At 68.6% G+C, this 14,477-nt stretch carries 11 protein-coding genes and 1 pseudogene; 7 read left to right on the forward strand and 5 right to left on the reverse strand.

Going from position 1 to position 14,477, the window contains the following annotated elements:
- The 7 genes and pseudogenes from LL06_RS09630 to LL06_RS09660 form a co-directional block, all read left to right on the forward strand.
- Positions 1–465, forward strand: a pseudogene (locus LL06_RS09630) (DNA polymerase III subunit gamma/tau); the annotation flags it as partial.
- A 64-nt stretch (positions 466–529) separates the two neighbouring features.
- Positions 530–853 carry a YbaB/EbfC family nucleoid-associated protein gene (locus LL06_RS09635; protein WP_035525537.1) on the forward strand — a complete coding sequence of 108 codons (324 nt, stop codon included), beginning with the start codon at positions 530–532 and terminating at the stop codon, positions 851–853.
- A gap of 28 nt (positions 854–881) precedes the next feature.
- Positions 882–1,487 (forward strand): recombination mediator RecR, encoded by a 606-nt coding sequence (gene recR, locus LL06_RS09640; protein WP_035525539.1) that lies wholly within the window; start codon positions 882–884, stop codon positions 1,485–1,487.
- A gap of 68 nt (positions 1,488–1,555) precedes the next feature.
- Complete coding sequence (locus LL06_RS09645) at positions 1,556–1,945, forward strand: RidA family protein (protein ID WP_035525540.1); 390 nt, start codon at positions 1,556–1,558, stop codon at positions 1,943–1,945.
- 114 nt (positions 1,946–2,059) lie between these two features.
- Complete coding sequence (locus LL06_RS09650) at positions 2,060–3,310, forward strand: lytic murein transglycosylase (protein ID WP_035525541.1); 1,251 nt, start codon at positions 2,060–2,062, stop codon at positions 3,308–3,310.
- 244 nt (positions 3,311–3,554) lie between these two features.
- A complete protein-coding gene (locus LL06_RS09655) occupies positions 3,555–5,000 on the forward strand; it encodes an aldehyde dehydrogenase family protein (protein WP_035525542.1) in 1,446 nt (481 codons plus the stop codon).
- A gap of 263 nt (positions 5,001–5,263) precedes the next feature.
- On the forward strand, positions 5,264–5,593 hold the full coding sequence (locus LL06_RS09660; RefSeq protein WP_035525543.1) for a multidrug efflux SMR transporter: 330 nt from the start codon (positions 5,264–5,266) through the stop codon (positions 5,591–5,593).
- 61 nt (positions 5,594–5,654) lie between these two features.
- Here the strand turns inward: LL06_RS09660 and LL06_RS09665 are convergent, their stop codons facing one another.
- The 5 genes from LL06_RS09665 to LL06_RS09685 form a co-directional block, all read right to left on the reverse strand.
- Complete coding sequence (locus tag LL06_RS09665) at positions 5,655–6,011, reverse strand: metalloregulator ArsR/SmtB family transcription factor (RefSeq protein WP_081963844.1); 357 nt, start codon at positions 6,009–6,011, stop codon at positions 5,655–5,657.
- Positions 6,012–6,526: 515 nt separating this feature from the next.
- Positions 6,527–10,018 (reverse strand): S8 family serine peptidase, encoded by a 3,492-nt coding sequence (locus LL06_RS09670; RefSeq protein WP_035525545.1) that lies wholly within the window; start codon positions 10,016–10,018, stop codon positions 6,527–6,529.
- A 437-nt stretch (positions 10,019–10,455) separates the two neighbouring features.
- Positions 10,456–11,148, reverse strand: coding sequence for a response regulator transcription factor (locus LL06_RS09675; RefSeq protein ID WP_035525546.1), 693 nt, complete (start codon positions 11,146–11,148; stop codon positions 10,456–10,458).
- Positions 11,145–13,862: a sensor histidine kinase KdpD gene (locus LL06_RS09680; RefSeq protein ID WP_035525548.1), complete on the reverse strand. Its 2,718-nt coding sequence runs from the start codon at positions 13,860–13,862 to the stop codon at positions 11,145–11,147. Before LL06_RS09680 ends, LL06_RS09675 begins: the two co-directional genes overlap by 4 nt.
- Before the next feature lie 53 nt (positions 13,863–13,915).
- Positions 13,916–14,467 (reverse strand): potassium-transporting ATPase subunit C, encoded by a 552-nt coding sequence (locus tag LL06_RS09685; RefSeq protein ID WP_035525550.1) that lies wholly within the window; start codon positions 14,465–14,467, stop codon positions 13,916–13,918.
- Positions 14,468–14,477 lie beyond the last annotated feature (10 nt).

A 14,477-nucleotide genomic window follows, 5' to 3' on the forward strand; every position in this document is an offset into this window, starting at 1 on the left:
CCGGTCGAAGAGGTGGCCATCGGGTCGCTCGAGGACATGGTGGCGCTGGCCGAAAAATACCGCGACATCGCCATGAAGGTGCAGATCCGCACCAATGTGCGCCTGGTGCGGATCGAGCCGGGCCGGCTCGAGATCAGCCTGACCCCGGACGCGAGCCCGAGCCTGCCGGGCGAACTGATCAAGAAGCTCACCGACTGGACCGGAACCAAGTGGAGCGTGGCGCTGAGCCGCGAGCAGGGCGCGCCGACGCTGTCCGAGCGCGAGGCCGCCAAGCGCGACGCGCTGGTTAGCGACGCCCGCCAGGACCCCGACGTCGCGGCCATCCTGGCGCGGTTTCCCGGCGCCCGCATCACCGACGTGCGCATCGCCGTCACCGAGGAGAGCCTAGCGGAAGTGGCGCTGACGCCGTCCGAGGAGGGCGACATTCTTCCCGACGACACCGAACCCGGCGACGAGGCGGACTGATCCGCGTGCATTCGCGCCGCGGGCGCGCCGCCACCGGCAAACCCCACACAAAGGAGACACCGCGATGAAAGACATCATGGGCATGATGGGCAAGATCAAGGACATGCAGGCCAAGATGGAGCGCATGCAGGAAGAGCTGGCCGAGCTCGAATGCGAAGGCGTGGCCGGCGGCGGCATGGTCACCGTGCGGCTCTCCGGCAAGGGCCTGATGAAGGGGCTGAAGATCGACCCGTCGATGTTCAAGGAAGACGACGTCGAGATCCTCGAGGACCTGATCGTCGCCGCCCACAACGACGCCAAGGGCAAGGTCGAGGCGGCGATGGCCGAGCGCACCAAGGAACTGACCGCCGGCCTGCCGATCCCCCCCGGCATGAAACTGCCGTTTTGACAGCGGCTGACCGCACCCGGAGATCCAGATGCAAAAACGTGTGACCGGCCCGGAGATCGAGCGCCTGATCCAGCTTCTCGCCCGTGTCCCGGGGCTGGGGCCGCGCTCGGCGCGGCGCGCCGCGCTGCATCTGATCAAGAAGAAGGACCAATTGATGGGGCCCTTGGCGCTGGCGATGAACGAGGCCTTCGACAAGGTCCGCATCTGCTCGACCTGCGGCAATGCCGACACGTCCGACCCCTGCGCGGTCTGCACCGATCCCACCCGCGACCAGAGCGTCATCATCGTCGTCGAGGACGTGGCCGACCTCTGGGCGCTCGAGCGCGCATCGGCGATGAACGCCGGCTACCATGTGCTGGGCGGCACGCTCTCGCCGCTCGACGGCGTCGGCCCCGACGATCTGACCATCTCCAGGCTGGTCGACCGCGTCGCGAAGGGCGGGGTGCGCGAGATCCTGATCGCCGTCAACGCCACCGTCGAGGGCCAGACCACCGCGCATTACATCACCGACCAGCTCTCCGGTTTCGACGTCAAGATCACCCGGTTGGCCCACGGCGTGCCGGTCGGCGGCGAGCTCGATTATCTCGACGAGGGCACGCTGGCCGCCGCCATCCGCGCCCGCACCGCGTTCTAGCGGTGCGATCCGACGGATGCTGCATCCGTGAGCCTCAATCGCCCCGCCACATCACCAGGAGACAGGCCATGCCGCGCTTCTTCAATCCCGAATCCATGCCGAAGCCCGCGTCGAACTACGTCCAGGCTGTCGAGATAACCGCGCCGGGCCGCCGCCTGGTGGTCTCCGGCCAGATCGGGGTGACGCCCGAGGGCAAGATGCTGGAAGGCTATGCCGCCCAGGCCGAGCAGGCCTGGCGCAATGCGCTTTCGGCGCTTGCCGCGTCCGGCATGTCCGTCACCGACGTGGTGGCGATCCGCGTCTACGATGTGGCGCCGGGCAATGTCTCCGCCTATCGCGAGATCCGCGACCGGATGCTCGAAGGCCATGCGCCGGCCTCGACCTATGTCATCGTCGCCGGCCTCGCCCATCCCGCGCTGATGACGGAGATCGAGATCGAGGCCTTCCGCGAGAGCTGATTACGGCAGGGATTCTGCCTGTCACGGCGTCCTTTTCCCCTCCAATCGCCTGCGCGGCGCCGTAAGCACGGCCATCGCCGTTTTCCTGCCATGCCGTCCGGGTTAGTCTCGGGCATGATTCGCACCCTGATCCTGTTCGCCCTTAGCCTTGTCCTCGCCGCCGCCGCGGCGCCGCTTCCCTCCCATGCCGCGACCAAGGCGGGCGTCGACGCCCAGTTCCGGCAGTGGCTCGAGGCCGATCTCTGGCCCGAGGCCAAGCGGTCGGGAGTCTCCCGAAGCGTGTTTGAGCGCGCCTTTTCCGGGGTCGATCTCGACTGGGACCTGCCGGACCTGGCGCCTCCGGGCTTCCCCAAGCCCAAGAGCCGCGCCCAGAGCCAGGCCGAATTCAAGAGCCCCGGCGCCTATTTCAGCGAAAAGAGCCTGCAGGGCCTGGCGGCCTCGGGCCGGTCGCTGATGCAGCAGCACGCGGGCGTTATCGGCAGGATCGAACAGCGCTATGGCGTTCCGGCCTCCATCATTGTGGCGATCTGGGGCAGGGAGTCGGGCTTCGGCCGGGCCAAGATCCCCCATTCGGCGGTGCGGGTGCTGGCCACCAAGGCGTTCATGTCGACCCGGCCCGAGCTGTTCCGCAGGGAGATCCTGGCGGCGCTCAGGATTCTCGAGCGCGGCGACATCCCGGCGTCGGCGATGAAAAGCTCCTGGGCCGGCGCCATGGGCCAGCCGCAGTTCCTGCCGTCAAGCTATCTCGAGCATGCGGTCGATTTCGACGGCGACGGCAAGCGCGACATCTGGAATTCCACGGCCGACTCGCTGGCTTCTATCGCCAATTACCTGGCGCAGAAGGGCTGGGTGCGCGGCCGCGACTGGGGCTTCGAGGCGGTGATCCCGGAGGGCGTCACCTGCGCGCTCGAGGGACCCGACCGCGCCAGGCCGATCAAGGCGCTCACCGACATGGGCATCATCCGCATCTCCGGCCGGCCGTTTCCCGACCACGAGCGCGGCGCGCCCGGCATGGTGCTGGTGCCTGCGGGCACCTTCGGCCCGGAATTCGTGGTGACGCCGAACTTCTACGTCATCAAGGAATACAACAACTCCGATCTCTACGCGCTGTTCATCGGCAACCTCGCCGACCGCATCGCCCATGGCGGCGGCGCCTTCGTCACCCCCTGGGCCAACACCGGCGCGATGCTGCGCTCCGACATCGCCCGGCTGCAGTCGTCGCTGGAACGCCAGGGCTACGATGTCGGCGGCGCCGACGGCCTGCCGGGCTACAAGACCCGGCGCTCGATCGGCGAATGGCAGGCAAAGAACGGTGAGACGCCCACCTGCTTTCCCACGCCCGCGGCGCTCAAGGCGCTGCGCTGACCCCTGCGGCCTGCCCGGCCGGTCAGGACCGCCGCGGCAGCGAAAGTGTGCGCGTGGAGCTTGCCATCGCGCCCGGTCCCGCCCTAAACATCTGCTGGCGAGAGAGCCGGGGAGCGATTGGCCCGCAAGTGCAGGGCGTTCTGGACCTTGCACGCGCCGGAGAACTGCATATCTGGAACGTGAAACGCCTTTTTGCGGCCCGCCCCCGGGGCGGCGTCCGTGTCAGCCCATATTGGAGAATGAAATGATCGAGAAGCGCGAGTTCTACATCAACGGCGCCTGGGTGGCGCCGATCGCCGCCCGGGACTGCGAGGTCATCAATCCCTCGACCGAGGAACCCTGCGCGGTGATCTCGCTCGGGTCGACCGGCGACACCGATGCCGCCGTGAGCGCCGCCAAGGCCGCCTTCGAATTCTGGTCGCAGACCGATCCCGAAGTCCGGCTCGGCTATGTCAAGAAGATCCGCGAGATCTATGTCGAGCGCGCCGAGGACATGGCGCAGGCGATCAGCCTGGAAATGGGCGCGCCGATCGACATGTCGCGCAATGACCAGGTCACTTCGGGCACCTGGCACATCGACAATTTCATCAAGGCCTTCGACGCAATCGAGTTCATCCGCCCGCTCGGGCCTCACGCACCCGACGACCGCATCGCCATGGAGCCGATCGGCGTCGTCGGCCTGATCACCCCGTGGAACTGGCCGATGAACCAGGTGACGCTGAAGGTCATCCCGGCGCTGCTGGCGGGCTGCACCATGGTGCTCAAGCCGTCCGAAATCGCGCCGCTGTCCTCGATCGTCTTCGCCGAGATCGTCCATGCCGCGGGCCTGCCCAAGGGCGTGTTCAACCTGGTCAATGGCGACGGCGTCGGCGTGGGCACCGATCTTTCCACCCACAAGGACGTGGAGATGATCAGCTTCACCGGCTCGGCGCGGGCAGGGGTTGCCATCTCCAAGGCCGCCGCCGACACCTTCAAGCGCGTCTGCCTCGAACTCGGCGGCAAGGGCGCCAATGTGATCTTCGCCGATGCCGACGAAAAGGCGGTCGAGCGCGGCGTGCGCCGCTGCTTCAACAATTCCGGCCAGAGCTGCAACGCGCCGACCCGCATGCTGGTCGAGCGCCCGGTCTATGACCAGGCCGTGGAAAAGGCCATCGAAGTCGCCGCCACCGTCAAGGTCGGCCCCGCCGACCAGTCGGGCAAGCATATCGGCCCGGTGGTCTCGGCCGCCCAGTTCGACAAGATCCAGGGTCTGATCCAGAAGGGCATCGACGAAGGCGCGCGCCTGGTCGCCGGCGGCACCGGCCGTCCCGAAGGCTTCAACCGCGGCTATTTCGTCCGACCGACGATCTTCGCCGACGTTTCCAACGACATGACCATCGCCCGCGAGGAGATCTTCGGGCCGGTGCTGTCGATCATTCCCTTCGAGAACGAGGAAGACGCGATCCGAATCGCCAACGACACGATCTACGGTCTCACCAACTACGTGCAGAGCCAGGACGGCAAGAAGCGCAACCGCATGGCGCGGCGGCTGCGCTCCGGCATGGTCGAGATGAACGGCAAGTCCCGCGGCGCGGGCTCGCCCTTCGGCGGCGTCAAGGCCTCGGGCCGGGCGCGCGAAGGCGGCGTCTGGGGCATCGAGGAGTTCCTCGAAGCCAAGGCGATCTCGGGCTGGGCCAGCGACGCCGAATAGGCCCGGGCCGGACCTCCGGAACCAAGCGGCTCGCCCCTCGCCGGGCGGGCCGCTGTGCGTTTGGCCCCGGTTTTCTGCCGCGCAAGCCTTCGTCGCGAAGAGCTTTGACACGGCCCGTCCGGCGGAGTAATCCCGGATCGACAGGCCATCGGTGATGCCCGAAGCGCCGCGCATCCTGCCGGATGCGCAATGGCCGCTTTGCAACGACATGCCTTGAGAGCTCGTGGCCGGCACAGCAGCCGGACGAAGGACGCGGACCGCCCATGACCTGGCTATATCTCATTCTCGCGATCATCGGCGAAGTGGTCGGCACGACCGCGCTCAAGGCGTCGGACGGTTTCAGCAGATGGGGCTATGGCGGCATTTCCATCCTGGCCTATGCATTCGCCTTCTATCTGCTCTCCATCGTGCTCAAGACCATGTCGGTGGGCGTGGCCTACGCCATCTGGTCCGGTGTCGGCGTGGCCTTCGTCACGCTTATCGGCATCGTCGTGTTCGGCCAGAAGCTGGATGTCTTCGGCTATCTCGGCATCGTCCTGATCGTCTCGGGCGTGGCCGTGCTCAACCTCCTGTCGGGGTCGGCCACCCACTGATCCGGATCACGGGTCCGGCCTTCGGCGGGTCTTCGCCGGCGGTGCAGGGCCGGCGGGCGCCTCAGCGGCACTCCTCGCAGAACTCCTCATAGAGGACCAGCAGGATCCGGCGGGTTCGGGCATGGGACAAGGTGTAGTAGATCTCCCGCCCGTCGCGCCGGAAGTCGACAAGGCCGGCGGCGCGCAAATTGGCCAGTTGCTTGGAGACGACGGCCTGGGGGGCGCCGGACACATGCTCCAGCTCGCCGACATTGGCCTCGCCCTCGAGCAGCCGGCACAGGATCACCAGCCTGAGCGGGTGGGTCAGCGGCTTGAGAAACTCGCTCGCCTCCCCGGCATTCTCCAGCATGAAATCCGACACGCCGATGGCCTTGGCCTGGGCGGTGTCTTTCGCAGTCGGTCGGAATCTGGAAGCCATCGGATCGAATTCCTCGTTTCAAGCTATCATCTAGGGCGGCTGCGCTCTGCGCCAAGAACCCCCGAACCGGCGCAAGGCCTGCTGTCCGGCATTCGCAGAACGCGGAAGTCCATGGTTCAGTTCATCGCGGTGAGGGCCTAAATTGCCGGCGGAGCGCCGGGACCGCATGTCGGGCGCCGCAGGCTGATCTATGCTGGTCTGCCATCACATCTGTCCGTCTTGCCTGCGCGGTGTCGCCGCCGCCGAAAGGATCCGCGCCGCCCCCGTGCGGACCGGCGCTGTGCTTCGGACGTTCCGGTCGGGACCGGAAGGCCGAGCCATTCAGGAATAGGCCGCCGTGGTTAACGCAAGCTGCCGCGCAGACCGCGAAATGTCGTTATGGAATCTGTCAGAAGGCGAGACATCCGCCCGCGACCCTCGTTGAACGCAAACCCCGCGCGGACCGGATGATCCGCGCGGGGTTTGTCGTCATCTCTTTTCGGCCTTTCGGGCCGGGCCGGCCTGTTCCGGAAAGCCTACCAGCGCAGGGAAAGCGATCCCGACACCCGGTGCTGCTGGGCGTTCTCGCGGAGGTCGACATCGTAGCCCGCCGCGAAGGACAGCCTTTGGCCCTTGCCGGCCTCCAGGCGGATGCCGCCGACGAAGGCGTCCCGGCCGATCGGCGCGCCAAGGCTCGTGAAGCTGGTGCCGAGCACCGAAGCGGAGGCGTGGTCGGAGATCTCCATCAGGTCGTGCCGGTAGCCGAAGGTGGCCTGGGGGGTGACATGCAGGTCGTTGTCGAGATCGAACCGGCGCGAGAGCGTGACGGCGGCCGTGACATGGCCTTCCTCGAAGGTCTTGCCCGGGGTCGACAGCGGCAGCACCGCGCCGCTCTCCGTCGTGCCGTCAAAGCCGAAGGCGCGGTAGCCGAAGGTGAGCGCGGGCACGGCCCGGGTTCCGCCCAGCTCGAAGGTCTTCTGCAGCGTGGCCTCGGCGAAGCCGCCGAACCCGGTGTCGCTGCCGCTCAGCGCGGAGGCGCTGCCGGCGCTAAAGCTGATGCGCCGGGAGACGTCGAGCCGGCCGTAGCTCAGGCCGGCGCGGCCGGCGAAATCGACCCCGCCGAGCCCGACCTGCCCGAAGGCGGCGGCGTGATAGGCCTTGAGGTCGGCCTGGCCGTTGCTGCCGGCGGAAAGCCCGGTGCCCTCGTAGCGCACCGCGCCGCCGAGCCAGCCGCTGTCGAGCGGAATGTCGGCGCCGAAGGTGGCCGACGCGCTGTCGGTCTTGTAGCCGCTGTAATCGCCGACCCACCGGTCGCCCTGGGTCCAGACCCGGACGCTGTCGCCCGTGGGCGCGCCCGCAAGCGCCAGTCCGGTCTGGTGCTGCCAGAGCATGTCGGCGAAGCGGCCGACCGAGAGCGCCGCCGACTGGCCGCTGTCGATGTAGATCCGCCCCGTTGCCTGCTCGAGGCCCTGGGCAACGCCGGACGCGGTGCCGAGATAGAGGCTCGAAAACAGCGGCGAGAGACTGTCGCCCGGACGCACCCCCGCAGCGGGTCGCGCCGCGTCGATCGCCGCGCCGACGCCCCTGGCCGCGCCGCTCTGCGCCACGCCAAAGGCTGCGAGGTTGGCGTAGCTCGCGGGCGTCGCCGCCAGCGTCAGGCTGCTGGCGCCGTAGACGACGTCGAAGCGGGTGTTGGCGGCGAGCCCGGCCGTGGGCTGCGCGAGGCTCGAAAACGAGCCCGTGACGCGGCCGTCGGCCACATCGAGGAACCGGAAGCCGGCGCCGAGCGACGGCGTGAAGCTGTTGCCGGCGGAGCCGGAAATGCCCCGCAGCACCGGCGCGAGAACCCCGCCCACGGCGGCGGTCCGGCCGCTTCCCGAAACCAGGATCCGGTCGAAGCCGCCTGCGCCGACCTGTGCTGCGGGTCCATCGACCTCGATCGCGGTCCGGCTGCCCGGCGCCAGCGTCAGGTTGCCGTTGATCGTCATGAGGCCGGGGGACTGGCCCGGCGACAGCGTGCCATAAGAGGTGACATTGGCCGTGATCGTGCCGTTGCCGGAAACGCGACCGCCCTTGGCGATGGTGACAGAGGCGCCGGTCAGGTTGCCGTCGACCCTGAGCTCGCCGCCCTCGACGACCACGCCCTGGGCGAACCTTGCATTGCCGGCCAGCACCAGCGTGCCCTGGCCCTGCTTGCCGAACGAGCCGGCACTGTCGATCATCCGGGTCCAGACCATCTTCTGGCCGGCGAGTCCGCCGGCGCCGGCGACATAGGCGCCCTTGTCGGCCGGATTGAGGCCGGCGGGGCCGGACTGCAGCGCCAGGTCGAGCCGCAGGAAGCCGCGGCCATAGACGGCGTCCGTGCCGGCGGCGCCCAGATCCTCGGCCGTCTCCAGCAGGATGTTGGCGATCTGCGCCGGCGTGTAGGTCGGGAACGCCTCGATCAGCACCGCCACCGCGCCCGCCACATGCGGCGCCGCCATCGACGTGCCCTGCAGCGCCTGATAGCTGCCGCCCGTATAGGTCGAGACGATCGGCCGCTCCACCCGGTCGTCATAGGCGCCGCCCGGCGCGGCGATGCACCATTCGGCGGCGACGCCGCAGGTGTTGGAATACTGGGCGATGACCTTGCTCGCATCCGTCGCCACCACGACGAGGATGCGGCCGCGCCGGATGCCGTCCGCCGCCTCGGCGGCAGTCAGGGCGGCGTCGGTCATGTCGCTGAAATCGGCGGTCTCCGAGCCCGTGTAGATGCGGGCGCCGGCGGAGTTGGTCCTCGACGCGTTGGCAGGCGCGATGAACGGGAAAAGGCCGATGCCCGACGGGTTCTCGCCATAGACCGGAGCCTTGGCCCTCTCGTTTCCGGCGGCGATCGTCAGGATCTGCCCGGCCCTGAGCGAGGCGCGCACGGCGGTGGCCTCGGCCGAAAGGTCGCCGGTGGCCCAGGTGACGGCGCCCGCTTGCGGATCGGGTCCGAACGAGCCGTTGATCACCCGGACATCCTTCTGGGTGGCCAGATAGGCGATGGCGTCGCTGGTGCCGATGCCCAAAGGATTGGCCTGGCGGCACTGGTCCTCGTCGGCGAGATAGGCGTCGCTGCCGCAATAGCTCAGCGCCACCGTGTTGTAGCTCGTGCCGTTGATCTCGAAATTGTTGCCTTCGTCGACATGCTCCGATTTCTGCACGGACGGCAGCGCCTGGATGGCGAGGAACGAGGCGCCGGGCGCCACGCCCTGCATGCCGCTGCCATTGGCGGCTGCGCCGATGATGCCCGCGACATGGGTTCCGTGCCCGTTGCCGTCCTCGGACGCGTCGGCCGGCCGGACGAAGCCGGCGGCCACGTCGCCGGCCTCGACGGCGAGATTGGGATCGTACCAGTGAAACAGCGAGGTCGAGCGCGGGTCGACCCGGCCCTGGAACTCCGAATGCGGCGCGCCGCTGGCGGTCCTGTCGATGCCGGTGTCGACCACGCCGACGACGACGCCCCGGCCGGTGAGGTTGCGGGCGACCGCGTCCTGCGCGCCGATGGCGCCAAGTCCCCAGTTGCGCTGGAATTCCGGGATGGCGGCGAGATTGACCGTGGGGTCCGCGCCCGGCGGAAGGGCCGTCGCCGCGGCCGGGCTGCCGAGGGCGGCGCCGGCGGCGGCCCGGGCATGGCCGAGCGCCATGTCGGTGGCAAGGTCGATCTGCCGTGAAAGTTCGGGCGCCAGCAACAGTGCCTGGCCGCGCACCGCCTCCGCCCGGAACGGCGTGACGCGCGCATTTTCGTAGACCGAGGCGATCAGCGAGGACTGGCCCTGGGATGCCGCGAGCCTCAGCGCCTCGGCCAGTTCCCAGGTAACAGCCTGAGCGCCGGCGTCCGCCGGGGAGGATGCCGCCGCCGGGCTCCCGCCGGCGGAACGGTCGGCCGCCATCGCCGGACCGGCGACGAGCGACGTCGAGGCGAGCAGCGCCGCCAGGATAAAGACCGGGCGCCGACCCCTGTACCGGTTGTGCTGAAGGACAGGATTAGCTGCGATAGAGGCCATGGAAATTCCCCGCTTGCCCAAAATAAGATGACCAGAGTCAAGCCCGCACCCCGCCGCAAACCGCCGGCGCGAAGGAGAGGCCATAGACTGATGCCGATGCCCGGTGGCGAAGACGTGCGGAGACGCCGGGTCTGTGTCGCAGCGAACGGATGTCATGCGGAAATCGGCGACTTCAAGCATGAACCGGCCAGGACGAACGCGGAGTGTCCGGCACACATGCCTTGCGGCACAGGGCCCTAACGGAGTGTATAGGCGACGGCCGGGAGCGGCGAAACACGCCTCAACACCCATTTCGTCCCGCAATGATGGCATTTCGTTCCAGCCCCGGCACGAAGGCGCTGCGCCGGCGCACGGCGCCCCCGGACGCGGTCTCCTTTAAGGGATTCCGGCCTCAATTCAGGGGCCCGGCCGTGGCCGGGACCTCCGCGCCTTCTGCCTCAATCGGCCTCGCGCAGCCGGTAGCCGACGCCGGTCTCGGTGGTGATGTGGTGCGGCTCGTTGGGGCTCTTCTCGATCTTCTGGCGGAGCTGCCGCACATAGATGCGCAGGTACTGGACGTCGGCCGATCCGCCCCAGACTTGGTTGAGCAGGTGCTGGTGGGTGATCACCTTGCCCGCATGCTGCACCAGCACCCTCAGGATGTCGTATTCCTTGGGCGACAGCTTCACCTCCGCGCCGCCGACCTTGACGATCCGCTTGACCAGGTCGACGGAAAGCTCTCCGGTCTGGAAGACCGGCCGCTCGCCCTGCTGCTGCAGCCTGTGGCGCAGCGCGACTCGGATGCGGGCCGCCAGCTCCCTGGTGCCGAACGGCTTGGCGACATAGTCGTCCGCGCCCAGTTCCAGCGCCTTGACAATGCCGGTCTCGTCGGTCCGGCTCGACAGGATGATAATCGGCAGCTCGAGACCTTCGCCGCGCCATCTGGCCAGGAGATCGTGCCCCGCCATGTCGGGCAGCCCGAGATCGAGCAGGATCAGGTCGGGCCGTTCGGCGGCGACCTTCTCGATCGCGGTCCTGGCGTTGGTCGCGTCGACGATCGCGTAGCCCTCGGCCGTCAGGCCGACGCGCAGCAATCTGCGGATGGCGGGTTCGTCGTCGACCACCAGTATCTTCACGCTCGAACCTGTCATTCCATGTCTTCCAGCTCTGGCATGGCGGCCGGGACCGGCATGCGGATGGTGAAGACCGCGCCGCTGCGGTCGGTCCTGTTGCCGGCCGCGATCGTTCCGCCCATCGCCTCGACGAAGCCCTTGCAGATCGACAGGCCCAGCCCGGTGCCGGCCAGCACGTGGTCGCGCTTGCGCACGCGGTGGAAACTGTCGAAGACGCGTTCGAGGTCGGCCTGCGGGATGCCCGCGCCTTCGTCCAGCACCTGGATAGTCATCCAGCGCCCGTCATCCCAGGCGCGGATGCGGATCGCGGTGCCGGGCGGCGCGTATTTGGCGGCATTGTCGAACAGGTTGAACAGCACCTGCTCGAACAGCACCGGATCCACCTTGAGCATCGGCAGGTCGGAGGGAATGTCGGTGCTGATCGTGTGCTGCGCCATGATCTTGCGCGCGCGGCGCAGTGCCGAGCCGACGATGTCGTCGAGATAGATGAGCGACGCATTGGGCTCCATCGCCCCGGTCTCCAGCCGCGACATGTCGAGAAGATTGGCGATGAAGCGGTTGAGCCGCTCGGCCTCGTCGACCACCGTCGCAAGCAGGTCGGCGCGATCGGCGGGCGACATGGCGTCGGAATAGTCCCGCAACGTCCCGGCCGCGCCGAGGATGGAGGCCAGCGGGGTCTTGAGGTCGTGCGAGATCGAGGCGAGCAGCGCCGAGCGCAGCTTGTCGGCCTCCGCCGCGAGCTTTGCCTTGTCGACCGCCTCGACCAACTGGATGCGCTCGATGGCCACCGCCGCCTGGTCGGCGAGCGAATCAAACAGCCGCTGCTGCTCGGGCGTGAGCAGCGGGCCGTCCCGGTCATTGTCGAGCCCGATCACCCCCACCGGGGTGTTGCCGGTGATCAGCGGCAGATAGAGCCGCTTGGCGCCCGGCAGGGTGTCGGCGCCGCGGCCGGCCGGCCGATTGTGCTCCCAGGCCCATCGCGCCGCGGCGATGTCGGCGTCGATCAACGTGTCGTCGGGGGGATAGCCGGCCCTGACCGCGACCGTTCCGTCCTCGGGAAGCAGGATCACCACGCGCACCTTCAGCATCGACGCCATCTGGTAGGCGGTCGCCCACAGCACGTCCTCGAGCACGCCGGCCCCGGCAAGCTTGCGGCTGAAGGAATAGAGCGATTGGGTGGCGCGCGCTCTCGTCTTGGCCGCCACCGTCTGGGTCCGCGCCCGTGCGGCGACATTGGAGACGATCACCGCGACGATCATGAAGAAGACGACGGAGATGAACTCCCGCGGCCGGGAAATATAGAGCGTGTGGTAGGGGTCGGTGAAAAAGAAATTGTAGGCGAGCGCCGAGACCGCGCTGGCATAGAGCGAGGGCCAGAGGCCGTGGCGCACCGAGACCGCGACCACCGCCGTGATGAAGATCAGGCCGATATGCTCGACCCCGAGCCAGGGCCAGGGCAGCATCCCGATCGCCGTCGCCGCGGCGACGATCAGCGTGGAGAGGAGATAGGGCCTCCATTCGAAGGCGGGCCTGGGACGGGCGGGCTCGACCGCCCGCCTGGCGCTGCGCGCCTCCGGCGGCTCGCCCGCGACGACATGGACGCTGATGCTGCCGGCGCGGCGCACAAGCTCGTGCACGACCGATCCGTTGACGATCTCGAACCAGCGCGACCGGTCGCTCTTTCCCAAGACGATATGGGTGATGTTGTTCGCCTCGGCATAGCCGACGAGGTCGTCGGCGACGGGATGGTCGCCGCCGGGGATGGTGACCGCGTCCCCGCCCAGGCTCTGCGCCAGGCGCAGCGCTTCGGCAATGCTGTCGCGCTCCTCCTCGCCAAGGCCGAGGCTGCGCCGGTCTTCCACATGCAGCGCCGTCCAGGGCGCATGCAGCTTGTCGGCCAGGCGCTTGGCATAGCGGACCAGGCCCGCCGAGCGCGCATCCTGGCTGACGCAGACGAGGATGCGCTCGCCCGCCGGCCAGGGCCCCTTGATGGCGCTCGCCTGCATCTGCGACAGAAGCTGCTGGTCGACCCGCTGCGCGGTGCGCCGCAGCGCCAGCTCGCGCAGCGCCGTGAGGTTGCCCGGCGAGAAATAGTTCTCGGCCGCGCGCTTGGCCGTCATCGGCAGATAGACCTTGCCCTCGTGAAGCCGCTTGATCAGATCATCCGGCGTCAGGTCGATGATCTCGACGTCGTCGGCGCGATCGATGACCGAATCGGGGACCGTTTCGCGAACCCGGATGCGGGTGATCTGCGCCACCACGTCGTTGAGGCTTTCGACATGCTGGATGTTGAGCGTCGTGTAGACGTCGATGCCGCGGTCGAGCAGTTCGAGCACGTCATGGTAGCGTTTGGGATGCCGGCTGCCGGGGGCGTTGGTGTGCGCCAGCTCATCCACCAGCACCAGCGAGGGAGCGCGCTCGAGCACGGCGTCGAGGTCCATTTCCTCGAGCACCCGGCCCTTGTAGGCGATCCTTGTCCGCGGAATCACCTCGAGGCCGCGCACCAGCGCCTCGGTCTCCTTGCGGCCATGGGTCTCGACCACGCCGATGACCACGTCGCAGCCGTCGGATTTGCGGGCCCGGCCGGACATTAGCATCTCGTAGGTCTTGCCGACGCCAGGGGCCGCGCCGAGGAAGATCTTGAGCCGGCCGCGGGTTTCCTGCACCGCCTTCTCGAGCAGCGCGTCCGGGGACGGCCGCAGGGCGTCGTTGCGCAGATCGTCAGAAGCCATCGTCATGTTCCTGTCGGGGGACGGCGGCGCTCGCCGCCGCCGTCCCCCGATGCTTACAGCTTGTCGAGCGCAAGGTTAAGCTCCAGCACATTGACGATGCGTTCCCGCGTCGGCAAGCCGCCCGGCGCCACGGCGGCCGACCGGATCAGCGCCTCGACCCGGGCCGGCTCCACTCCGCGCGCCGCGGCGACGCGGGCCGCTTGGTAGAGCGCGCCCGCCTCGGAGATATGCGGATCGAGCCCGGCGCCGGACGCGGCGGCGAGGTCGGCCGGCAGCGGAGTCTGAGGCGTGGCGCCGTAGCGATCGGCGATCTCCCGGCCGCGGACGGCCAGGTCCGGGCTGGTCGGCGACGTGTTGCTGCCGCCGGCGCCCGCCGCGTTGTAGTCGACGGCCGACGGCCGCGGCCAGACATACCCAGGTCGCGTGAAGGCCTGCGCCACCTGCCGGCTGCCGATGATCGTGCCGTCCCCGGCCGTGATCAGCGAGCCCTTCGCCGCGTCGGGGGCGAAAGCCCGGGCCACGGCCCAGACGGCGGTGGTGTACCCCGCGACGCAGATCAGCAGGGTCGCGGCGGCGATGCGGATGCTTGCCAGTAGGGAATGCATGGTCGTGACC

Source organism: Hoeflea sp. BAL378 (assembly GCF_000759435.1).
GTDB lineage: Bacteria > Pseudomonadota > Alphaproteobacteria > Rhizobiales > Rhizobiaceae > Hoeflea.

Coding starts and splice junctions, on each gene's coding strand:
- LL06_RS09650 (WP_035525541.1), top strand. CDS start 2,060: ATGATTCGCACCCTGATCCTGTTCGCCCTTAGCCTTGTCCTCGCCGCC.
- LL06_RS09680 (WP_035525548.1), bottom strand. CDS start 13,862: ATGGCTTCTGACGATCTGCGCAACGACGCCCTGCGGCCGTCCCCGGAC.
- LL06_RS09655 (WP_035525542.1), top strand. CDS start 3,555: ATGATCGAGAAGCGCGAGTTCTACATCAACGGCGCCTGGGTGGCGCCG.
- LL06_RS09685 (WP_035525550.1), bottom strand. CDS start 14,467: ATGCATTCCCTACTGGCAAGCATCCGCATCGCCGCCGCGACCCTGCTG.
- LL06_RS09670 (WP_035525545.1), bottom strand. CDS start 10,018: ATGGCCTCTATCGCAGCTAATCCTGTCCTTCAGCACAACCGGTACAGG.
- LL06_RS09675 (WP_035525546.1), bottom strand. CDS start 11,148: ATGACAGGTTCGAGCGTGAAGATACTGGTGGTCGACGACGAACCCGCC.
- LL06_RS09660 (WP_035525543.1), top strand. CDS start 5,264: ATGACCTGGCTATATCTCATTCTCGCGATCATCGGCGAAGTGGTCGGC.
- LL06_RS09665 (WP_081963844.1), bottom strand. CDS start 6,011: ATGGCTTCCAGATTCCGACCGACTGCGAAAGACACCGCCCAGGCCAAG.
- LL06_RS09645 (WP_035525540.1), top strand. CDS start 1,556: ATGCCGCGCTTCTTCAATCCCGAATCCATGCCGAAGCCCGCGTCGAAC.
- recR (WP_035525539.1), top strand. CDS start 882: ATGCAAAAACGTGTGACCGGCCCGGAGATCGAGCGCCTGATCCAGCTT.
- LL06_RS09635 (WP_035525537.1), top strand. CDS start 530: ATGAAAGACATCATGGGCATGATGGGCAAGATCAAGGACATGCAGGCC.